Raw genomic sequence first — 23,392 nt, forward strand, 5'->3', positions numbered from 1 at the left:
GATCTATCCTAAATCAATGAGTAACGTGGAACTTATGAACTAGTAAATTCAGTTAGATGGAACGCCGAGATGCTGGGAAACTGGCACGTCCGGTGTTGAGCAGGGGAAAAGCTGGAGATCACATCAAATGCTTACCTATTGCTACGATAGTTGAATAACAGAAAAAAGCAGACCAAGACTGTATGGTTCCAGTTTCGGGCTGCTTTTTGTTCGGCGGATGATTATGCTTTTATGTTGTTTGCAAACGTTTTCTCAATAGCCGCGGTCGTTGCATTGATACGTCGAATGACTTCAGGATCGAATTTATGTTTGCGCTCATATGTGAGAAGCCCGTTAACTTCCTGTTCCACGTCGTAAAGCTGCGTGTAACAAAATGCGCAAATATGCGGATTTTCAAGCAGCGCTAAAGTTAAGCCTTCATAGCGGGCGAGAAATTCCTCTTCAGTCTTCGGACGATCGCCGTAGCCCCAGCTCTTCTGGTCAGATTGCCCGGGATTCCACCATATACCGCCGTATTCGCTAACAAAGTAAGGCTGGCCTTCGTATTTCTGACGATTAGAGAAGGTGACGAATCTCTCGCCGCCATGGCGCATCGCCTCGTAGTTGCCGGCAAACTTCTCCGGATTCTGTTCGTAGTCATGCACATCGAAAATGTCGGTAATGACATGGAAGTTGCCGCTTGTGTCTATGACCGGACGAGTAGGATCTAAAGCTTTGGTTACTTGATAAGTAATTTTCAGCACGTCATTATTTTGTCGCGCTCCCGTCGGTCCGTCCCAGGTTTCATTAAAGGGACACCAGCCGACCAATGCAGGGCTGTTATAATCGCGCTTCACAATTTCAATCCACTCCGGCAAAAAGGGCTGAAGACTCTGGGCCGTCGTAATATCAAGCCCCCAGTTTGCATGCTCGCCCCATACGATATACCCAAGCCGGTCTGCCCAGTATAAGAAGCGCGCTTCAAATACCTTTTCGTGCAGGCGAGCTCCGTTAAAGCCCAGACTCAGGGACAATTCAATATCATTTCTTAAAGCTTCATCCGTTGGGGCGGTGTAGATACCGTCCGGATAAAAGCCTTGATCCAGCACCAGGCGTTGAAATACTGGCTTGCCATTGATAAGGATAGCGTTGTTATCCCATTTCACGGAACGAAGGCCAAAATAACTGTCGACGGCATCGATGGACTTCCCGTGACTTTCCAGAGTTAGCTTTAAATCGTACAGGTTCGGAGATCCGATTTCCCAAAGATGATTTTCCGAAAGCTTCACCGACAGACGCGCTTGCTTCCCGGTTACGACAGCGGACCCGGAGCCTACAGTCTTGCCTCTATACTGGGCTTCAACGGCAAACGTTAAACCGTCAGCCCCAATGAGGTCGCCCTCTACATGCAGAACGCCGTTATCTGCGTCCGGGGTCAGCTTAAAAGCTTGAATATACTGCTGCGGCACCGCTTCCAGCCATACGGTCTGCCAAATTCCCGTTGTTCTCGTATAGTCGCAGCCATGCGAATAAAACCTGGCAGATTGCTTGCCGCGAGGCTGTAGGCCGGAGCGGACATCGTCCTCCGCGCATACCGTCAGCACGTTGACGCCTGCACCGAGCAAATGAGTAATGTCGAGGGAAAAAGAAGAATAGCCTCCGCGATGTGTCCCGGCCGATTGACCGTTCACCCATATTTCGGCTTCATAATCGACAGCGCCAAAATGGAGCAGAATCCGTTTGCCGTTCCAATTGGCAGGGATCTCGATTTCCTTCCGGTACCAAACGGCAGACATGAAATCTTTCGATTCGACACCGGACAGCTTGCTCTCCGGACAGAAAGGGACTAATATTTGATCCTTTAACGATAAAGCCTCGTATAAATGACGTTGTTTTCCGCTATTGCCGTAATCGATTTCGAATTCCCACTCTCCATTCAGATTTAACCATTCGGTGCGCACCATTTGCGGTCGCGGATATTCCGGACGCGGGATAGACGGAGTTGCTTCGCTCATCATAATCCTCCTCATTGATTTAAATTAATTTAAAAGTTAATTACAATAACATATTAAAGGGTTTTTAATTCAAAAATAGTATATTAAATCGATAATAGACTTGTCAATAAGCAATAATCTAAAGTTGGCATCCATTGTAATTAACTTTTAAGCTAAACATAAAATGTAGATACTTTAAACCGGACAGCGCTCATATAATACGATAAATGCAGAAACAGTCGAACTTTGTCCACTTAGAATAACATTGACGTTGGTTGGAGGAGGGAGGAAGATGCGATTTCAATTAACCGGGGAGCTGGAGATGACGCGTTCAGTCGTTCGGGAGTTTGCGGAAAATGAGGTAGCGTTACAGGCAGGACAGCGGGATGAAGAGGAGCAGTTCGATCGCAAGCTCTTTGCAAAAATCGGGGAACTGGGCTTAGCGGGCATTCCTATTCCTGAGCAGGATGGCGGCGCCGGGAGTGATTTTTTAACTTATGCAGTCGTCCTGGAAGAGCTTTCGAGGGTTTGTGCATCGATCGCGGCCGTTGTGGCATCCCATACCGCTTATTGCGCTTGGCCGCTCTTCAAATTTGGTCATCCGCAATTAAAGCTGGGTGCGCTGGCAGCACTGGCTGGCGGAAGGAAGCTTGGCGCATTTGGATCCCTGGATGCCCGAATAGATAACGCTGTGGGTGCTGCCAGGATGACGTCACGCGTCAAGGGGAACGATTTTGTTTTAAATGGATCACAACCTTTCGTTATGAATGCCGGGGCGGCGGATTATTATATGATCTTTGCGCATTCAGCGGGTGAAAGAAGAACTTCCGGGTTCAGCGCCTTTCTCGTTGAAAGCGGGTTGCCTGGGTTGAAAATAGGGGAAAAAGCGATGAAGCTGGGCTTACGCTCCATGTTAACCGCAGAAATCATATTCGAAGAGTGCGAGGTTCCTTACAGCTGCCGAGTCGGTAAAGCAGGGCAGGGACAGGAGATCGCCAAGGCGATGTATGATATCGGACAAATAGGCGCCGCTGCGCAAGCAGTAGGGATTGCGCAAGGGGCGTTGGAAGCGGCAACCGGCTATGCGAAGGAGCGCAAGCAATTCAGCAAACCGATCGGACGGCAGCAGGGAATTTCATTCAAGCTGGCTGACATGTCGGCCAAGATCGAGGCGGCGCGATTGCTCGCATATCAGGCATCATGGCGCATGAACGAGGGGTTAATCTGCGGAAAAGAAGCGGCAATGGCAAGGAAATATGCCGCGGACACTGCCGTGTCCGTAACGATCGATGCGGTACAGGTATTTGGCGGCTACGGGTATATGCGTGAATATCGAATGGAGCGATATTTGCGGGACGCCAAATGCTTGGAAACCGATATCGGAACCGGAGGGATGAATACGGACATCATATTTCGCATATTGGCGGAGTAGGAGGCGATACCGCAATGCGCGAAACAGTCATCATCGGCGGCGCACGAACGGCTTTCGGCAAATTCGGCGGCGCATTCAAAGACGCAAAGGCCGTGGAGCTCGGAGCTGCAGCGATGAAGGGAGCGTTACAAAAAACAAGAGTCGATCCGAGACATGTGGATGGCGTCCTGATGGGCATGGTGCTGCAGGCCGGCGCAGGACAAATACCATCGCGGCAGGCAGCAAGGCTTGCCGGATTGGATTGGAACGTTCCATCGGAAACGGTCAACAAGGTATGCGCTTCGGGATTGCGGGCTGTCACCCTGGCGGATCAAATCATCCGGTCAGGCGATTCGGATTGTTTAATAGCAGGCGGAATGGAAAGCATGAGCCGGGCGCCATACGCGTTTCCTCTAGGCAGATGGGGAGCTCGCATGGGCAATTCCGAGCTCACCGATCTTATGATCCATGACGGTTTGCATTGCGCCTTTGCCAATGTCCATATGGCCGTTCATGGCAGCCGCGTGGCGGAGGAGTATGGAATTAGCCGGGCGGAACAGGATGATTGGGCGCTTCGGAGTCATTTGCGCGCGGTATCGGCGAGCCGGCAGGGACTATTCGCCGAAGAAATCGTATCCTACGCGACGGATAAGAAACTTGTCGCAACGGATGAAGGTCCCCGGTCCGATACGAACGCCGGGAAGCTGGCGATGCTCAGGCCGATTTTCGACGATAAGGGGACGATTACCGCTGGAAATGCGCCAGGCGTGAACGACGGGGCTGCGGTCTTGCTGCTCATGTCAAGGGAAGAAGCGCTAAGCCGGGGACATAAGCCGCTCGCAACGATTATCGGGCATGCGTCGATCGGAGCAGAGGCGCCTTATCTCGCCACGGCACCGGCGCTGGCGATTCGAAAGCTGTTGAAGAAGGCGGGCGTGGCCATCGACGATATTCATTTATTCGAGGTGAATGAAGCTTTTGCAACCGTTACCCTCACTTGCGGAAAATTACTCGGCTGGGATCCGAATAAGGTGAATGTAAACGGCGGGGCTATCGCGCTGGGTCACCCGATCGGAGCAAGCGGGGCGCGAATCGTGCTCACGTTAATGAATGAGCTGCAGCGCAGGGGAGGAGGACTGGGCATTGCGGCGATTTGCAGCGGCGGTGCGCAAGGAGATGCCTTGCTGATACAGGTAGATGGCTGAAGCCGAGGTGATGAAGATGGTGATCCGGGCCATTACGGTGGCCGGTGCCGGACAAATGGGCAGCGGCATCGCTCAAGTATTTGCTCATAGCGGGTTTAACGTAACGCTTTACGATATTGAGCAGGAGGCGGTCAATCGCGGTTTTTCCGCCATTGAATCATCGTTGTCACGGTTCGTCCATAAAGGGCGAATACGGGAAGATCAGAAGTTCGCGACTTTAAGCAACCTGACACTTTCTACGGACCTTGGGCACGCTTGCAATTCGGATCTTGTCATTGAAGCGGCGCCGGAAAAAATAGAAACGAAAAAAATATTGTTTAAATCGCTGGACCGGATTTGCAAAGAGCATGCTCTATTAACGTCGAACACGTCTTCGCTGTCCATTACAGAGATAGCGGCGGCGACCGCCAGGCCGGAAAACGTAATCGGGATGCACTTTATGAACCCTGTGCCTATCATGCCGCTTGTCGAAATCATTCGGGGGCTTGCCACTTCGGATGATACGTACGACCATATTCTGTCGCTCACGCAGGCATTAGGGAAAACCGCGGTAACTGTAAAGGATTTCCCGGGCTTCGTGTCTAATCGCCTGCTGATGCCGATGATTAATGAAGCGATTTACGCCGTGTACGAAGGTGTTGCAACACCCGCGGCGGTCGATCAGGTGATGACGCTTGGAATGAACCATCCGATGGGGCCGCTCGCTCTGGCCGATTTGATTGGACTTGATACATGCCTCTCGATTATGGAAACGCTGCATGATGGCTTCGGCGATTCGAAATATAGGCCGTGCCCATTATTGCGCAGCTATGTGCAAGCAGGATGGCTGGGACGAAAGGCGGGACGCGGCTTTTACTTATACAGTGAACGGGGGTAGATTTACGGAAAGGAGGGCCTGACGATGGAGCTCCGCTATACGAAAGAACAAGAAGAGCTGCTGAGGGCGGTTCGGCATTTTGCGGAAACGGAAATTGCCCCTCAAGTACACGCGATGGAACGGGAGGATGAATTTCCAAGCAGACTGCTTAAGAGGATGGCGCAGCTGGGTCTGATGGGCCTTCCTATTCCGACGAAATGGGGTGGAGCGGGCTCGGATTTTATAGCCTATACGATAGCTGTCAACGAGATTTCAAAGGTTAGCGCCACCCTTGGGGTTATTCTATCGGTCCATACATCGGTCGGAACCTTTCCAATTATACATTACGGCACCGAGGAGCAGCGCATGAAATATGTGCGGAGACTTGCCTCAGGCGAGAGCTTAGGCGCATTTGCATTAACGGAGACGCATGCCGGATCGGATGCCGCTTCCATCCGAACGACGGCTTCTTTAAGCGGGGATCATTATATTTTGAACGGAACGAAAATGTTTATAACGAACGCCGGCGCCGCAGACATTTACATCGCGTTTGCGGTAACCGATTATTCGAAAGGCGCTGGCGGGATTACCGCATTTATTATTGAAAGCGGCACGGAAGGCCTTCGAGTCGGAAGGAAGGAAAAGAAGATGGGCCTGCACGGCTCGAATACCTGCGAACTGCATTTTGACCAAATAAAAATTCCCGTTTCGCAGAGGCTTGGCGCCGAAGGAGACGGCTTTGCTATCGCCAAGGGCTCGCTTGACGGAGGCCGGATCGGCATTGGCGCGCAAGCGTTGGGCATTGCTGAGGCGGCTCTGCAATTGATCCATTGCCGCTGGAATCCTTATCGCGCTAAAGGCAGCCATACACCAGGTAAGCTGAAGCCCGAGCACGCGGAGCTTGCCGATTTGACTGCGAAGGTAGAAGCAGCCAGGCTGCTCGTCTATCGTGCGGCCTATTTGAGACAGGAAGGTTTATCTTGTACGAAGGAAGCATCGATGGCGAAGATGTTCGCATCGGATACGGCTGTCGAGGTTACCGGCGCAGCAGTTCGGTTGTACGGCTTGCAAGGTTGCTTAAAGGAGCTGCCGGCGGAGCGATTGTTTCGCGATGCGAAGGTCACTCAAATCTACGAAGGGACCAATGAGATTCATCGGATTGTCATTAGCAATCAGCTGCTTAAATAAAAGTTGATAATTCTAAAGGGGTGATCGGGTGAGGGATTTACCGGGACAACGGCTTCGCGAGGCGCTATCGCTCGAGAAACCTCTGCAGGTAGCGGGCACGATCAATGCTTATACGGCAATAATGGCGGAACGGGTGGGCTTTCGCGCTTTATACTTATCCGGTGCTGGCGTTGCGAATGCATCTTTTGGACTGCCGGACCTCGGCATTACGACGTTAAACGATTGCCTGGAGGAAGTACGCCGGATAACAAGCGCGACGCAGCTGCCGCTGCTCGTCGATGCCGATACCGGCTTCGGAGGAGCCTTTCAAATCGCCCGGACCATCCGGGAGATGAGCCGAGCCGGCGCAGCGGGCGTCCATATCGAAGATCAGGTCATGGCCAAGAGATGCGGGCATCGGCCGAATAAAGCCATTATCGGCAAAGCGGAAATGGCGGATCGAATTAAAGCGGCCGTGGACGCGAGAGCCGACGGTCATTTTGTTGTTATGGCCCGTACGGATGCGTTAGCCGCAGAAGGCCTGGAGGCCGCAATCGACCGGGCTGTCGCATGCGTCGAGGCGGGCGCCGACATGATTTTTCCGGAGGCTGTAACGACTCTCGAGGATTACGCTGCATTTGCCGCTGCGGTAAAGGTGCCCATTCTTGCGAACATGACCGAATTCGGGAAAACTCCGCTATTTACGGTACTGGAATTGGGAGCGGCCGGCGCAGCCCTCGCGCTTTACCCTTTGTCGGCCTTCCGCGCCATGAGCGCGGCAGCCCTGCATGTCTATGAAACGATAAAGCGGGAAGGGACGCAAAGGGAGGTCGTCAATCTCATGCAAACCCGTAAGGAGCTCTATGATTTTCTTCACTACTACGACTATGAGCAGAAGCTGGATCAGCTGTTTGGAGCGGAGAGGAGAGACCCATAAATGGCGGTTAAAAAAATGGGCGGCCTTGCCGACGTTATTGCCGGGCAAACGGCGATCTCAACGGTAGGCAAGGATGGCAAAGGTTTGACTTACCGGGGTTATTCGATTGAGGATCTCGCTCGCTTTGGGACCTTCGAGGAAACCGCATATCTGCTCCTCTATGGAAAGCTGCCGAACGATATGGAGTTACAGCAGTATAAGAAAAAACTATCGGGCCTGAGGCAGCTGCCGAGCGGCTTGCTTGCGATACTGGAGCGGCTTCCCGGCAGCACGCATCCCATGGACATCCTGCGTACCGGTTTTTCCGCGCTTTCCGCATTTGAGCCGGAGGATGACGTTCGCAGCCAACAGGAGATTGCCGATCGGCTGCTTGCCAGCTGCGCATCGATGCTGTTGTATTGGCATCATTTTCATAAATATGGAACGAGAATTGAAACGGAGACCGGCAGCGAAAGTATAGCCGGCCATTTCCTGCATCTGCTGCATGGCCGGCAGCCTAGCAAGCTGCATGAGAAGGCGCTGGACGTATCTCTAATTTTATATGCGGAGCATGAATTTAACGCTTCCACCTTTGCGGCGCGAGTGACAGCATCGACCTTATCCGATATTTATTCGGCGGTCACGACGGGGATCGGGACGCTGAGAGGACCTCTCCACGGCGGGGCGAACGAGGCGGCCATGGAGCTGATCGAACGGTTCGATTGTCCGGACGACGCGGAGCAAGGCATTATGCGAATGCTCGCAAATAAACAATTGATTATGGGGTTTGGCCACCGCGTCTATTCGGTATCCGATCCAAGATCCGACATTATCAAGAGCTGGTCGAGGACTCTGTCCGCGGATGCCGGCGTGACGAAGCTGTATGACCTATCCGAGCGGATTGAGCAGGTCATGCTGCGGGAAAAGAAGCTGTTTGCAAACTTGGATTTTTACAGCGCGTCCGCCTACCGGCTTATGGGCATTCCAACTTCATTATTTACTCCGATCTTTGTTATTTCACGGACCAGCGGATGGGCGGCTCATATCATAGAGCAGCGTGCAGGCAACCGGCTCATTCGACCAAACGCCGATTATACCGGTCCCGAGCTTCTCGCCTGGCCTCCAATCGATAGGCGTTCCTGATCATAGAAGGCGGGGAGGAAGCGGTATGACCACGTATATGAGCAATGAAAAACCCGAGCCCGATCAATTGCTTGTCGATTTGGCCGAATATGCGGCGGATGTTGAGATCGGCAGCAAAGAGGCTTATGAGACTGCGCGATATTGTTTGATGGATACGCTTGGCTGCGGTCTGCTTGCGCTGCGTTATCCCGAATGCACAAAGCTGCTTGGACCAATTGTGCCCGGAACCATTGTGCCCGGCGGCGCTCGCGTGCCCGGTACGTCTTTTCAGCTCGATCCGGTAACGGCCGCCTTTAATATCGGCTGCATGATACGCTGGCTTGACTATAACGATACATGGCTTGCGGCGGAATGGGGGCATCCCTCGGACAATTTGGGCGGAATTCTAGCCGCTGCCGATTATGCAAGCAGAAGAAATGCCGCAGAAGGCAAACCTCCTTTAACGATTCATGACGTGTTGACCGCGATGATCAAAGCGCATGAAATCCAAGGGGTTTTAGCGCTGGAGAACAGCTTCAACCGCGTTGGGCTCGACCATGTCATTCTCGTCAAAGTGGCTTCAACGGCCGTCGTGACAAAGCTGCTCGGCGGTACGAAGGACGAAATCATTCAAGCCGTATCGAACGCCTGGATTGACGGGCACCCGCTGCGGACCTACCGGCATTCGCCCAATACGGGTACGAGAAAATCATGGGCCGCCGGAGACGCGACGAGCAGGGCCGTAAGGCTGGCGCTTATGGCAATCAGAGGGGAAATGGGGTATCCTTCAGCGTTAACTGCGAAAAATTGGGGGTTTTACGATGTGCTGTTCAAGGGGAAAGCATTTTCATGTAAGCGGCGGTTAGAAGCCTATGTGATGGAAAACATCCTGTTCAAAATTTCTTTCCCGGCGGAATTCCATGGTCAAACCGCTGTCGAATGTGCCATACGGCTTCATCCCCTGGTTAAGGACAGACTCGATGAAATCGATAAAATCATACTCACAACTCATGAATCGGCTTTACGCATAATTGATAAGACGGGTCCGCTGCACAATCCGGCAGACCGTGATCACTGCCTGCAGTATATGGTTGCAATCGGGCTTCTCTTCGGCACTTTGACGGCCGACCACTACGAAGACGAAGCCGCGCAGGACCCGCGGATTGACAGCTTGCGGCAGAAAATGATTGCGGTAGAAGACAAAAGCTATACGCATGATTATCTTGATGAAAGCAAGCGTTCGATTGCCAATGCGATTCAAATCTTTTATAAGGACGGAACGGGGACGGATAAGGTCGCGACCGAATATCCGATCGGGCATCGCAGAAGGCGCGCTGAGGCGATCCCGCTCCTGGAGAGAAAGTTCGAAGCCAATCTAAGAAGCCGCCTTCCAGGCAAGCAGGTGAATGCAATAATAAGCCTATGTCAGAATCAAGAGTCTCTCGCTAAAACTTCCGTTCAGCAGTTTGTCGATTTGTTCAGCATTTGAGCATATGCCAAAGGTGGGAATCGCCATGTCCGATCAGAAGATACCCGAGGAAAAGCTGCTTCAAGCTTATGATCGTATGGAAGCGCCACAGTCATGGATGGTCATGGAAGCAGAGGTCAGCAATCTCGTCCGGCTGCATGACAAGCACAAAGATGAATTTTGGGGAAGGGAAGGCGTCCAGCTTACGCTTCTGCCCTTCTATTTAAAAGCGGTTATCAATAGCATTAAGGCTTATCCGAGGATGAACGCCGTATGGTCAGCGCAAGCTGTCGAAATAAAGCCGGGAATTAATCTTGATTTGACGATCATGGCCGGCGATAGATGGGGCGCTGCGTTACTCGAGCATGCCGATCGTATTAGTCTTGCAGGCTTTGCGCATATTCAGGAAAAAATTCATCGACGCACGAGCGCTAATCCTAGCGCAAATGTCCTTTCAAATATGGGAACTTTCGGAGTGAAAATCGTTACGGGCACTGGATCAATTCTTTCTGCTCCAGCCATATCTAAACCGCAAACCGCCAGCTTATCCTTCGAATCGATCATGCAAAGAGCCATATTCGTGAACGACAGCCTTACCAAAAGCCTCCTTATCAATCTCTGTTTATCGTTTGACCGGCGTGCAGTATACGAAGCTTATTGCGCAAAATTTCTGCAGCTCGTAAAAAAAAACTTGGAGGAATACGTTCTGGAAGAGCTTATCTATTGAAATTAGGTTAAATCATCGGTTCCTTTACATGCTCGAGCACATAACTTATTGCATAAACGAGAGTGATGGAGGTACCTATGCGAAAAGTAGCTTTAATCACAGGCATTACAGGACAAGACGGCGCTTATCTCGCCGAGCTGCTTCTTGATAAAGGCTGCATTGTCCACGGACTGAAACGAAAAAGCTCTCTATTTAATACCGGAAGAATCAATCATTCATTTCAAGATCCGAGAGAGAAATACTTGAATAAGGGCGGGTATTCCAGCTTTCCTGAACAGGGATAGCCATGGCTAAAACTGCGCTTGAAGGAGGAAGCCGGAATTGATAATACTGCTTACCGGCGCAGGGGGACTCGTAGGAAGAAATCTGATGGAGCAGCGCCAGCTGCAAGGCATTTCCGGAGCATGGCTTACCCCGTCCCGGCAAGAGCTGAATTTGCTTGATTATTCCAGCGTTTGCAGTTATATCGAAGCTCATAAGCCGGAAATGATTATTCATGCCGCCGGCACGGTAGGCGGCATCCAGGCCAATATGAGGCAGCCGGTTCGGTTTCTGCTTGATAATTTGGATATGGGCCGCAATATCGTTGCAGCGGCGAGGCGCAGCGGCATAAGAAAGCTCATCAATCTCGGAAGCTCCTGCATGTATCCGAAGGAAGCGGTCAACCCCTTGCGGGAAGAAATGATTTTGACGGGGGAATTGGAACCTACCAACGAAGGTTATGCGCTTGCCAAAATTACCGTTGCCCGATTATGCGAATATATCTTTCGTGAAGACCCTGCATTTCAATACAAAACACTCATTCCATGTAATTTGTACGGACGCTGGGATACGTTCGAGCCTGATCGATCGCATATGATTCCTGCCGCAATCCATAAGATACATGAAGCAAAAACGACGGGAAATCCCGTCGTGATTTGGGGAGAAGGCGGGGCGAGAAGAGAGTTTATGTATGCCGGCGATCTTGCACTTTGCCTGCTTAGAGCCGTCGAACAATTCGATACTCTGCCTTCGGTCATGAACGTAGGCATCGGGTCCGATTACAGCATTAATGACTACTATCGGATCATTGCGGATATCGTCGGGTATGATGGGGCTTTCAACCATGATCTGAGCAAACCGTCCGGGATGCGGCAGAAGGTCGTTTCCATCGCTAAGCAAATAAGCTGGGGCTGGTCGCCGCGCACCACTTTAGAAGAAGGGCTTCTGAAAACGTACGCTCATTATTTGGAACGGAAGGAGGGAATCTCTTGATTCGTTATCCACTGGCCAGCAGCTCTTGGGATGAAGCGGAACGCAAAGCGATTGAGAGCGTTATGGACAGCGGCATGTACACAATGGGAAGCGTTACTGCACAGTTTGAACTAACGTTTTCGCGATTCGTCGGCAGCAAATACGGCGTTATGGTCAATTCGGGCTCATCAGCTAATCTCTTGGCCGTAGCGGCGCTATTTTATACGAATGCCGGCTCTTTGGCAGAGGGCGACGAGGTGATCGTGCCTGCCGTTTCCTGGGCGACAACGTATTATCCACTCTACCAGTATGGCTTGAAGCTGAAGTTTGTGGACATCGACCGCGATACGTTGAACTATAATCTCGCTGCGCTAAAAGAAGCAGTTACCGAGCAAACCCGCATGATCGTAATCGTAAATTTATTGGGAAATCCGAATGACTTTCACGCCATCAAAAAAATCGCCGGAACCCGCAGCATCATTCTGCTGGAGGATAATTGCGAGTCGCTTGGCGCCATATTCGATGGGAAGCAGGCCGGAACATTCGGTGTGATAGGAACTTTCAGCTTCTTCTTCAGCCATCATATGTCCACCATGGAAGGCGGAATGATTATAACCGATGATGAAGAGCTGTATCATATTTTGCTTAGCCTAAGAGCTCATGGCTGGACAAGGAATCTCCCTAAACTAAACCGCGTGTGCGGTATGAAGAGCGACGATCCCTTCGAGGAATCCTTCCGCTTCGTCCTGCCGGGCTACAATGTGCGCCCGATGGAGATAAACGCGGCCGTCGGACTGGAGCAATTAAAGAAGCTGCCTGAATTTCTGCGAGTGCGCAGGGAAAATGCCGCTTTGTTCCGGCAAAGACTGAAGGATCATCCATGGTTTACGCTGCAACAGGAAATAGGCAGCAGCAGCTGGTTCGGCTTTTCGATGCTGCTTAAGAAGGAAGCGCCCATCGACCGGACGACGGTTGTCTCTTTCCTGCGGCAGAACGGAATCGAATGCCGGCCGATCGTCGCAGGAAATTTTACGGGCAATGCAGTGGTCAAACGCTTTAACTACGAAATTCACGGCCAGCTTGAACATGCGGATTTTATTGACCGGAATGGTTTTTTTGTTGGAAACCATCATTTCAATATAGAGGAGCAAATCGGTGAGTTGCATCGATTATTGGATCGCTTGGAAGAAGGTGGCGAAACATGAGCAAAATGAAAACTATTCTGCTTCACAATGTATATGACGAGATGAACCGGAACAATATTGTATTTCAGCCCGATTCGCCTTACAATCGCGACGATTGTCTGATTCATCTCTCTCATTTAAAAGAGAAGCTGGCCGAGCAGGGTTATGACTTGCAAACCATTGATCAAGGGGATGTGCTGACCTGCGATTATTTGCTGTTCTTCGACATGCCGGCCTTCATCCCGTCACTGGAGCAATTTTACTTTTTGCAATATATGAAGAGCATAGCCTATCGTAAAAAGATGCTGTTATTTCTTTGGGAGCCGCCCGTCGTAAACGAACAAAATTGGACGGCCCGCTATCATGCGTATTTCCAGACCATCTTTACTTGGTATGACGATTTGGCCGGGAACGGCGATTATGTAAAAATACACTATGTACAGCCTGAGAGACGGTACCAGGGCGCTGCCTTTTCTGAAAAAAAGTTTTGCACGATGATTAATGGCAACCGTTCGTCCAATCATTCGCTGGAGCTTTATTCGGAACGTCTAAGAGCGATTCGTTTTTTCGAAACCCATCATCCCGAAGATTTCGAATTGTACGGGTTTGCCTGGGATCAAGCAGACTTCCCCTCATACCGGGGAACGATTAAGGAAAAAGGGGATATCTTAAGCAGGTATAAATATGCCGTCTGCTTTGAAAATATGGCCCATGTGAACGGATATATAACCGAAAAAATATTCGACTGCTTTCGGGCCGGCTGTGTACCCGTTTATCTTGGTGCAGCTAATATCACAGACTATGTGCCGGAAGGGGCGTTTATTGACTTCCGTAAGTTTAACGGCTATGAGCAGCTATATATTTTCTTGAAGCAGATAACCGAGGAACAATATCATGTTTATATGGAGCATATTGATCGGTATCTCAAAAGCAGCCTGTACGCTGAACGGTTTTCCAAAGAAGCGTTCAGCCAAACCGTTGTTGACCGTATCATGGCACTCGACCAGTCAGCCGCGATTTGAGCGAAGCTGCACGGATCCCCGAGAGGCGCGTGCAGCTTCGCTTTTTTCTTCTGTCACTATACTTGTCCTTGAAACAATTCGTTGAAGGTAACTGTACAGCCCGCAGTTTGCGCTGCATATTGTATTCTGGCGTATTTAGAGAAATGGCTGGGATTGAAAATGCCGGTAGTACTTGCGGCGATAAGTCTGGTGCCTGAATCGTTGGTCCAGTTGACATTATCCGGACTCAATTGCAGCTGCGTTACAAGACCGGTCTCGCAAGAGTTCGAAACACTGATATTGTACTGTTCCAAGGTGATAACGTTTCGTGTACTGGAAGGAGAAAGTGTAGCGCTGGCTGTTGTTCTTGATGCAGTCGTGTCAGTAATACCCAGATCGCCAAGAAGTATGACCAGACAAGCGGCGGTAGCGTTGCTCACTTGGGAAAGCAAGCTGGCAGCGACAGGTTGGCTGACTTGGGAAAGCAAGCTGGCGGCGGTAGCTTGGCTGACTTGGGAAAGCAAGCTGGCGGCGGTAGCTTGGCTGACTTGAACCAGTAAACAAGCGGCCGTCAGGTTTGAAGTAACGGAATTGACTAGTAAGCATGAGGCCGTAAGGTTCGTGATTGTAGCGATAAAATCAGCAGAAGTCTCAGTAAATACTCTCATGTTTGTTCCTCCTCTCCTACATATTCCTTATTTGTTTATGCAGTCCTAAGGCAAACTGACTGGGGATTTCGAATTAAGTGAGGAAAATACTCAACAACCTATTTTTAGAGCAGTAAATGCTTCCAAGTAGCAAGACCTTTCTATTCACATATATATATATACATAGGTTGGGAATGATTGGAGGCATATAAGACGATGACCTTTCAGCTCTCTGCAATCGCAGTTGTAGAGGATCAAAAAGATATGGAAGCCTGTCCTTTATTTATTCGGCAATGCGAAGCGATTGCAGATGAAATCATTATCGTTTCGTTGATCCCATTCCAATATGCTCAAGAAGAGATCGAACAATGGGCTGTAACATGGATTGACGGCGTTGGTTTAGGTAAATCGGATGCTTTAAATAAAGGATTGGATCAGGCGCAAGGAGTATGGATATTGCGGCTGGATGCAACAGAAAAGCTCTTGGAACAGGAAATCTACAGATTGCAAATGTTGGCCAATTGCTTTGAAGAAGAAGGCTTTTGCTTCCCGATAACCGATCGTTCGGAAACCAAATATAACATTCCTTTCGAAACAAAATTGTTTAGAAATCGGCCCGGTTATCGCTACCAGGGTCAGCTCGTTTGCTGCTTGCCCCTTGAACTTGAGAAAAAAGCGAAACTTGTCTCCTTCCCAATCTTTCAACCCGGAGATCGGAAATGGCAATCAACAGACCCAAATATCGATCGGATGCTCGACATAAGCTTATGGTTGACCGACTCCATGGAAAGAGTGCATTTGTCCATTAAACTGGCGAATTGCGGTTTACTTACAGAGGCATTTTGTTTTTGGGAACAGCTGAGAATGGAAGAAGGCCTGCCGCTCCGGTATGAAGGATTGCTTTATCAATGGATCGCACAAGCTCTGGAAGAGAACGGACGTTTCAAAGAAGCATTGGATTGCATCAACGATATTTTAATGAAACATTCTCACGATATGGGACTGCTATTGATAAAAGGAAATTTATTATTTCTTCTTGATGAATGGGATGCCGCGGAGGAATTGCTGCATAATTGCCTTCAATCTGAGTTCAAATCGGATCATTATATATTAAAACCGGAGGCAGTACGATCTAAGGCATGGTATGCCCTCGGAATGATAAACGAAGCAAAAGATCTTATGGATCAGGCTATGGTGTACTATGAAAAAAGCTATGAAGCAGACCGCAGCTTCACAGCCCCGCTTTATGCCTGTGCCCGTCTGGTGCATAATCGGCATGGAGAGAGGCAATTGCTTGCGCTGCTGGATCAAATGATTTGCGAACCTGACGGGCAACAGCAGCAGCTTTTACACGCAAATATTTTATTCAAGGAACGTCTGTACAAGAAAGCCAAGGATGCTGCGGAAAACGGATGGCGATCGTCGCCTGCACAAAGGGATGCCGCTATGATGATCATCGCTGACAGTGTGCTGATGCTGGGCAAACCTAACGATGCAATCTTGTCTTACACGAAAATTTCAGAGCAGAGCACCTGTTATGATTCAGCATTGCTGCGAACCTGCCTGACCTATTGGGTCCTGGCAGAATGGAATAAAGCGATGGAATGTCTTGCCATCCTTCATAAACGTCATGCATACGAAGGTTCTTCTTCCGTTATTATCTATATGGCGATCCATCATTTGTTATCCGGAGAACAAACAGCTGCTGCAAATGTGGGAGAGCAAGCTTTTATCAAGAGCGAAGACGAATTCAAACACATTGTCCGTTGTTTTCTTCATTTGAAACGAAATGATCTCATTGTATCTCTTATTCCGTTGTTTGAAAAAAACGTTTATATGTACCCCGCTGCAGCAAAACTGTTCTACGAATACGGTCAATTCCGTTATGCGGACCGATTTGCTTCCAAGGTGCTTGAGCTGGATCCGGAGCATGAGAAAATGGGAATTCTTTTTTTGCAATCCAAAAAAGAACAAAAAAAGGAATATGAAGCGGCGCAATGGCTAAGTCTCCGTCTAGGCGAAATGATGACATCACCGCAAAGATATATGCAGTATGTTGACATCCTTCAGGATTGGGCATTGACGATTCTGAGCATGGGAATACGCGATTATCCGCAGGATGAATCGTTGAAGCGTTTATATCAAGCAGCAAAGGAGCTGCAGCCTGAATGAGCGGAGATGTATTGCTAAGTTTGTGTATGATTGTCAAGGATGAAGAAGAAATGCTCCTGCACTGTCTTAAAAGTGCAGAGGGGGTTGTGGATGAAATGATTGTTATCGATACAGGGTCCACAGACCATACCGTAGAGATTGCCAAATCAATGGGGGCCAGAGTATACCCGTACAGATGGGATCATGATTTTTCCAGAGCCCGGAACGTGTCCTTGGAAAGGGCGCGGGGCAAGTGGATTTTGTTTCTCGATGCGGACGAAGAAATTCATCCGGACGATCGGGGAGCGATCCGGACCCTGCTGGCCGAAACGGAAGCTTCCGGTTATTTGGTGACGATAGAAAGCAAGCTCGAGCATAACGTGGAGAGAGACTATGCGCTTCGATTGTTTCGCAATCACCCCGAACATTATTTTGTGGGCAGTTTTCATGAACAAATCGGTTCTTCGATCCTTACAGCAAATCCAGAGGCCCAATTTCATCGCACCGGTATCCGTATTTTGCATATGGGATACACAAGCGAAAGGATGAAAAAGAAAAATAAATCGGCACGGAATCTGGAGATGACGTTAGCGGAATTGAACAAACGGCCGGATGACGGTTTTCTTCAGTTTTGTGTGGCTCAAGCATACCTTGGACAAGAGAGTCCGGATAGCGCGGGAATAAGGGAAGCGATAAAACATTTGCGCATCGCCGCAGAATTAAGCGATCCTAATGCCATGTGGGGGCCGCGGATGTACAAACTGCTGGCAGTAGCTTTGGAGGCTTCCGGACAAACAAGCGAGGCGCTTGAAGTCATGATGAAGGGCATTATCCTGTATAAAGAGAGTGCGGAGCTTTACTATTTGCAAGCGAAAATCTTCGAGAAGGTTGGCAAAATGGATCGGGCCATCGGTTCATATATGCAAGGCCTGGAAGTGGATCAGAATAACCGGTTGAGCGGACTCGGCCCCGAAATTGAATCAAATGAGCTGCATTTGGCACTAGGCCGGATTTTTGAATTCAAAAATAACGATGCCAAAGCGATCGAACATTATAAAAAATCGATCGAGTTTAATGCCGGCCGGAAAGAGGCCTATGTACGAATAGGAGCTTTGCTTCTAAAGGGTGGCAGCGTGGAGTCTGTACAGCAGCTCTTCGAACAATGGGTATCTCCGGAAACGATAGACGGGTTGCAATTTTTGAACCATATATTCGTGCAGTTGAATCGATTGGACGCCGCGCTTTACTATGTGGAACGAATTTTGGTCATGGAGCCGGCCCGTGATGAAGCTTTAATCTTGGCAGGAAGCTATTTGATTGCGCTTGGCAAATATAACGAGTCCATACAACGAATGGCTGCGGTCCCGGAAGACAGTATCTATTTCCGCCGATCTATGGTGATGCGCGCAGCAGCATATTGGTTTATGGGGGAAGAAACAATGGTCATCAAGCTGCTCCGAACATATGGCGATGCGGCTTTGTATCGTGAGCTGGCTCTATGTTTTATGCAAGAGGCAGCTTTAAGACTTGAAGAAGGGTTTACAAAAAACAATAACCGGAAGCTGTCGGAGCTGCTTCTAAAGTTACGCGAGGTGATAGCCCATGGCTAACAAAAAACCAAAGCTGACGTTATGCATGGTTGTGAGAAACGAAGAGCTTTTATTGCCGAGATGTTTGGAAAGCGTTAAGGATTTGGCGGATGAGATGATCATTGTCGATACGGGCTCCACGGACCGCACGATCCAGATCGCTGAGCAAGCCGGGGCAATCGTCATTCAAGAGCCATGGGAACAAAATTTCTCCAAGCCCCTTAACAGGGCGCTCAGGGAAGCTAAGGGAGAATGGATTCTGCGTTTGGATGGCGACGAAGAGCTGGTTGCTGAAGATAAAGGGAAGCTGCGAAAAATAATGACCGATCCCAGGGTGGAGGGCTATATTCTTCCGATCATCAGTCTGCTTAACGATCAGAATGTTGTCGAGGAAGAGGTATCTTCATTCATCCGGCTGTATAGGAACCGGCCCGATTATGTTTATGAGGGTTTGATTCACGAACAGGTGATTCCTTCCATCTACAGAAGAGACCCGAAAGCCGTAATAAAATCGGCAGATGTGCGCATCAAACATTACGGATACCTGAAGGAAATATCCGACGCTAAAAATAAAGGAAAACGAAACCTGGAAATAACGTTGGAGGCCATTAAACGCGAACCCGACAACGGATATCTCCGTTTCTATATGGGGGTGGAGTACCGCCGTCAGAACGAAAGGAATCTTGCCGCAGTTCAGTTTGCCGAAGCGATGAGAAGGATTGATCCTAAGCTGCCGTGGGCATCGCGATGCGTTCAAGCCTATACGACAGTGTTAATGGAATTGGGGCTCTGGGAACAGGCGATGTCTATTGCAGAAGAAGGAATCCGGTTATACCCCGACTATACCGACCTCGTTTATTTACGCGGCGTCATTCATCATCAACAAGGAAATCCTCTTGCTGCGGTTTCCGACTTTTCCAAATGCATTGCCATGGGTGATCCGGCAGGACTGAATTATGTGGTAAGTAAAGGGATTGGCGGATATAAATCCTATTACGCGCTTGGTCTTGCCTATCGAACGCTGGGGAAAAATGAAGAGGCCGTTGCAGCCTATGAAAAATCGTACAAATTATTTCCCGCGCGTCCGGTGCCCCTTTACGATATAGCGGCTATCCAGCTCAATCAACAGCCATCGCCATGGATAGGTCAGTATCTGGAAAATATGATGTCTCAGCCGAACAAAGAGAAATACCCTGTAATTGCGGATATTTTATTAAGCCTTAGAGAGTATGAGGCCGCCGAAAAGTATATTGCCGAGATGGCAAATCATGATCCCCATTATCAGTTTCGTTACTTGCTTGGAGGCTGTTATCGAAAACGCTGCGCCTATAAAGACGCTATCCGGGAGCTTAGCAAAGTTCCGGTCTCCAGTCCTTATTATACCGAGGCAAGACTGCACCTCTGCGCCTGTTATCAATATGAAAATGAGGCGGAAAAAGCAAAGGATGTCCTTTTGCAATTGAATGGGGATGAAAACCTGTTTGCCAGGCTTTCTCTTCTATTCCTCGAGGATTCGAAGGATATTCTTACGAGAGGGGTAAGACGTTTTCCTGAAGTCAAGTCTCTATCGAAAGAGCTGGAGAAAATAGAGGAGGCCATTTTGCATGTCGGGAAGTAGAGGGCAGCGGCTAAGTTTGGTGATGATTGCCAGAGATGAGCAATTAAATATTGGGCGTGCGCTGCGCAGCGTGAAGGATATCGTAGATGAAATGATCGTTGTAGATACAGGTTCTGTCGACGATACGGTGGAAATCGCGGAAGCTTTGGGAGCCCAAGTCTTTTATTTCCCGTGGCAGAATGATTTCAGCCTGGCGAAAAATGTTGCGATCGAACACGCGACCGGCGATTGGATGTTATTGATGGATGCGGATGACGAGCTTCATCCGGAGGACCGGCATCTCGTTAGGGAGCTGCTGCTTGAAAATGACACCGATTGTTTCTTTTTCGATACGCTCAGTTATTTCGGAGAAGGCGGCGGCCTTTATGTTCGCATGCTTCAGCCCCGGTTGGTGAAAAACAATCCGCGGTTCCGCTTTACCGGAAAAATTCATGAAACGTTACAGTTGAATGGCGTGAGGATTAATTATTGCGATATCCGCGTGCAGCACTATGGGTATTTGAACACGGAAGTAGAAGCAAAGAAGAAAATTTCGCGAAACCGGACTCTCCTGGAAGATGAATTGGCGCAAAATCCAACGGCGATAACCTATTTTTACCTCGGTACGGAGCATTTGCGCGCAGGGGATTACGACCTGGCCGTTGAAACATTTGAACGTTCGCAGCAGCTCTATTTGGAAATGGGGGTTGTTCCCTCATCGGAAATGCTGAAAAAAAAGATTATCGCGTTCCAGGAATTGTGCCAATACAAACGCGTGTATGAACAATTAGAGGAAGCCATCCGTCTGTATCCCGATTATACCGACCTTTATTTTCTTCGAGCGGAAACGCTTGAGCAGGAAGGGAAAATCATCGAGGCGATTAAGGCTTATCATGCCTGCACCCAGCAGGGGGAAGCGCCCGTGACATACAGTTCCATGTGCGGAAGCGGGTCCTATACCGCCTATTATCGAATCGGATATTTGTATTCCGAAATCGGGGAGAGCGACAAGGCGCTGGAAGCCTATTTCGACGCACTGCAATGCAACACGTCTTATGTTCCCGCGGTTCATGCTATTGCTGATGAATTGGTCAAGTCGAAATCGAATGATGAAATACTAACCTTATTAGGAAGACAGTTTGATCTGAATATTCCTATTGCCAACCAGTATTTCGCCGAAGCTTTTTCGAATGCGGGTGCGTTCGATACGGCCCTTGTTTTTCTCCATCAATATGAACAGCTCAGCCCGTCTTTACCGGAAGAACTGCATCTCTTGAAAGCACAATGTTTATTTTATTCCGGTGAACTGCAGCAGGCTTACGACATGTTTAACCAGATCCCCGCAGAGAGCCGGAAATTTGTAAGGGCGTCATTTTTCAAGTGTATTTATTACTGGTTGCGCGGGGATTATGCGGAATCGTTAAACACCTTGCACCTCCTTCGTCAAGCAAATCGATTCGCCCCTTATGAAATTGAATTATGCGAGAAAGTGAGTCGAATATTGGAAGAGAAATCGGAGTACGGCAGACCGGCTGCATGGATTTTATCCGACAAGGAGGAAGAGGCGCTTCTCGGATTAGCGGAAATTTTTGTTTATTTAGGAAAATACGAATGGATCGCAAAAATATACACCTTTATTCCAAAGCAGTGGCAGCATGAAGAAAAGCTGATCCTCTTCGCAAAGCTGCTGCTAAAGAAAGGGAATGCAACTGAAGCGGAACGCTGGGCTCGTCTGTGGGATGACCGCGGGAATCCGAGTTTAGAATCGGCCGTCCTAATGGCAGAAATTGCTTACTCATTTGGTCGATACGATCAAGCTTGGAAGGGATACCAGGAAGTATTGCACAAATCCCCGGATCATATTATGGCGATACTCGGGTTGTCGCGAATTTCATATCAGTATTATTTGGAAACCGCTGGGCTGGATCTTCATTCTGCGACTCCTAAACCTAATCAGGATGGAATCAGCCTCTGCATGATCGTAAAAAACGAAGAAGAGCATCTGCCTGCAGCCTTACAAAGCATATCCGGCTTGGTCGACGAAATCATTATAGTCGACACAGGTTCGGAAGACGATACCGTTATGATAGCGGAACAACATAGGGCTAAAATTTTCCGGGTGGGATGGAATGACGATTTTTCTCTCGCACGAAACACCGCCTTGGAACAGGCAGCCTCGACATGGATTCTGGTCTTGGATGCGGACGAATGGCTGGATCCTGAATGTTGCGATCGACTGCGGGAATTGATTCAAAACTCTGATATTGACGGTTATTTCCTGACCATCAAAAGCAAGATCGACGATACGCATACGATTGTTGACCGTAGACTTTCGTTGTTTAGAAACAAGCCGGAATACCGGTATGAAGGGATTATTCATGAAAGCATTCCCTTGCAGCGATTTTGGGAACAGGGAAATCGTATTGAAACGGTTGATATTGTAATCCATCACGGTGGTTACAAAACGGAAGTCATCGAGAAAAAGCAAAAATCAAGAAGAAATATGTCCATCATTCGGAAGCAATTGCAACAACAGGAGTCGCCCCTTTATCGATACTATTTGGGTGTGGAATTTATGCTGCAAAATCAGTGTCTTGAGGCGGCCAACCATTTTCAAGCCTCCCTATCGGACTGGACCCCGGAGCATCCCCAATATGCCGATTGTTTAAATAAATTGGCACACAGTTATTTGGCTTTAAAGGAGTATGAAGCTTGCGAAAAAATACTGAGCGATGGAATCACCCGGTTTCCGGATTTTACCGACCTGCACCATATATTCGCTACATGCGCCTTCGAACAGGGGCGGTGGAAGCAGGCCATCGAGCATTTTGAAGCGTGCATCGCCATGGGCCCCGCACCTTATCTTTACAGCAGCTTTGAAGGTGTGGCCACCTACCATACCTATTATGGGCTGGGGTTAGCGCACCGGGAGGCTGAACAGTGGGAGCGATCTACCCATTATTTTATGTTGGCACTTGATTGCAACCCCCGATATATCCAGGCTTCCCAGCAGTTGATTCAAAACTGGAGAACCCGGTACGGCATTGCACTTCAGTACGCCAAAGAAGCGCTGCAGCTTGGCATTCAATTTCATCCGGAATCGAATCGTCTAAGAGAAAAGCTAAGCAGACTTTAACCTGCAAAG

General features: G+C 49.2%; 18 protein-coding genes. 16 read left to right on the plus strand and 2 right to left on the minus strand.

Features of this window, described 5'->3' with window-relative positions; all coding sequences use genetic code 11:
• Nucleotides 1-221: 221 nt before the first annotated feature.
• The gene (locus L1N85_RS17215) at nt 222-1,994 is read right to left on the minus strand and encodes a glycoside hydrolase family 2 protein (RefSeq protein ID WP_235240306.1); all 1,773 of its coding nucleotides are present in this window, start codon (nt 1,992-1,994) and stop codon (nt 222-224) included.
• 271 nt (nt 1,995-2,265) lie between these two features.
• On the opposite strand from L1N85_RS17215, the gene L1N85_RS17220 reads away from it, so the two are divergent.
• The 12 genes from L1N85_RS17220 to L1N85_RS17275 all read left to right on the plus strand — a co-directional run bounded on the left by L1N85_RS17220 (nt 2,266) and on the right by L1N85_RS17275 (nt 14,284).
• Complete coding sequence (locus L1N85_RS17220; RefSeq protein WP_235240307.1) at nt 2,266-3,405, plus strand: acyl-CoA dehydrogenase family protein; 1,140 nt, start codon at nt 2,266-2,268, stop codon at nt 3,403-3,405.
• Between the two features lie 14 nt (nt 3,406-3,419).
• A complete protein-coding gene (locus L1N85_RS17225; RefSeq protein ID WP_235240308.1) occupies nt 3,420-4,589 on the plus strand; it encodes an acetyl-CoA C-acetyltransferase in 1,170 nt (389 codons plus the stop codon).
• A gap of 16 nt (nt 4,590-4,605) precedes the next feature.
• The gene (locus L1N85_RS17230) at nt 4,606-5,466 is read left to right on the plus strand and encodes a 3-hydroxybutyryl-CoA dehydrogenase (RefSeq protein ID WP_235240356.1); all 861 of its coding nucleotides are present in this window, start codon (nt 4,606-4,608) and stop codon (nt 5,464-5,466) included.
• Between the two features lie 24 nt (nt 5,467-5,490).
• A complete protein-coding gene (locus tag L1N85_RS17235; RefSeq protein ID WP_235240309.1) occupies nt 5,491-6,633 on the plus strand; it encodes an acyl-CoA dehydrogenase family protein in 1,143 nt (380 codons plus the stop codon).
• A 28-nt stretch (nt 6,634-6,661) separates the two neighbouring features.
• The gene (gene prpB, locus L1N85_RS17240; RefSeq protein WP_235240310.1) at nt 6,662-7,549 is read left to right on the plus strand and encodes a methylisocitrate lyase; all 888 of its coding nucleotides are present in this window, start codon (nt 6,662-6,664) and stop codon (nt 7,547-7,549) included.
• Nucleotides 7,550-8,671: a bifunctional 2-methylcitrate synthase/citrate synthase gene (gene prpC / locus L1N85_RS17245; RefSeq protein ID WP_235240311.1), complete on the plus strand. Its 1,122-nt coding sequence runs from the start codon at nt 7,550-7,552 to the stop codon at nt 8,669-8,671.
• Nucleotides 8,672-8,696: 25 nt separating this feature from the next.
• On the plus strand, nt 8,697-10,139 hold the full coding sequence (locus L1N85_RS17250; protein ID WP_235240312.1) for a bifunctional 2-methylcitrate dehydratase/aconitate hydratase: 1,443 nt from the start codon (nt 8,697-8,699) through the stop codon (nt 10,137-10,139).
• A 25-nt stretch (nt 10,140-10,164) separates the two neighbouring features.
• Nucleotides 10,165-10,845, plus strand: coding sequence for a 2-oxo acid dehydrogenase subunit E2 (locus tag L1N85_RS17255; RefSeq protein ID WP_235240313.1), 681 nt, complete (start codon nt 10,165-10,167; stop codon nt 10,843-10,845).
• A gap of 77 nt (nt 10,846-10,922) precedes the next feature.
• Nucleotides 10,923-11,129 carry a GDP-mannose 4,6-dehydratase gene (locus tag L1N85_RS17260; protein WP_407946490.1) on the plus strand — a complete coding sequence of 69 codons (207 nt, stop codon included), beginning with the start codon at nt 10,923-10,925 and terminating at the stop codon, nt 11,127-11,129.
• A 37-nt stretch (nt 11,130-11,166) separates the two neighbouring features.
• Complete coding sequence (locus tag L1N85_RS17265; RefSeq protein WP_235240314.1) at nt 11,167-12,099, plus strand: GDP-L-fucose synthase family protein; 933 nt, start codon at nt 11,167-11,169, stop codon at nt 12,097-12,099.
• A complete protein-coding gene (locus L1N85_RS17270; protein ID WP_235240315.1) occupies nt 12,096-13,283 on the plus strand; it encodes a DegT/DnrJ/EryC1/StrS family aminotransferase in 1,188 nt (395 codons plus the stop codon). The genes L1N85_RS17265 and L1N85_RS17270 overlap by 4 nt, the downstream gene beginning before the upstream one ends.
• Nucleotides 13,280-14,284, plus strand: coding sequence for a glycosyltransferase family 10 domain-containing protein (locus L1N85_RS17275; RefSeq protein WP_235240316.1), 1,005 nt, complete (start codon nt 13,280-13,282; stop codon nt 14,282-14,284). Before L1N85_RS17270 ends, L1N85_RS17275 begins: the two co-directional genes overlap by 4 nt.
• A 56-nt stretch (nt 14,285-14,340) precedes the next feature.
• Here the strand turns inward: L1N85_RS17275 and L1N85_RS28000 are convergent, their stop codons facing one another.
• Complete coding sequence (locus L1N85_RS28000) at nt 14,341-14,931, minus strand: DUF6385 domain-containing protein (RefSeq protein WP_407946491.1); 591 nt, start codon at nt 14,929-14,931, stop codon at nt 14,341-14,343.
• 195 nt (nt 14,932-15,126) lie between these two features.
• Between L1N85_RS28000 and L1N85_RS17285 the strand changes: the two genes are divergently transcribed.
• The 4 genes from L1N85_RS17285 to L1N85_RS17300 are packed head-to-tail and all read left to right on the plus strand — an operon-like array spanning nt 15,127 to nt 23,383.
• Nucleotides 15,127-17,082, plus strand: coding sequence for a tetratricopeptide repeat-containing glycosyltransferase (locus L1N85_RS17285; protein ID WP_235240318.1), 1,956 nt, complete (start codon nt 15,127-15,129; stop codon nt 17,080-17,082).
• Complete coding sequence (locus tag L1N85_RS17290; protein ID WP_235240319.1) at nt 17,079-18,671, plus strand: tetratricopeptide repeat-containing glycosyltransferase family 2 protein; 1,593 nt, start codon at nt 17,079-17,081, stop codon at nt 18,669-18,671. The genes L1N85_RS17285 and L1N85_RS17290 overlap by 4 nt, the downstream gene beginning before the upstream one ends.
• A complete protein-coding gene (locus tag L1N85_RS17295) occupies nt 18,664-20,268 on the plus strand; it encodes a glycosyltransferase family 2 protein (protein WP_235240320.1) in 1,605 nt (534 codons plus the stop codon). Before L1N85_RS17290 ends, L1N85_RS17295 begins: the two co-directional genes overlap by 8 nt.
• The gene (locus L1N85_RS17300) at nt 20,255-23,383 is read left to right on the plus strand and encodes a glycosyltransferase (protein ID WP_235240321.1); all 3,129 of its coding nucleotides are present in this window, start codon (nt 20,255-20,257) and stop codon (nt 23,381-23,383) included. The genes L1N85_RS17295 and L1N85_RS17300 overlap by 14 nt, the downstream gene beginning before the upstream one ends.
• Nucleotides 23,384-23,392 lie beyond the last annotated feature (9 nt).

The organism is Paenibacillus alkaliterrae (genome assembly GCF_021532375.1).
Classification (GTDB): Bacteria; Bacillota; Bacilli; order Paenibacillales; family Paenibacillaceae; genus Pristimantibacillus; species Pristimantibacillus alkaliterrae.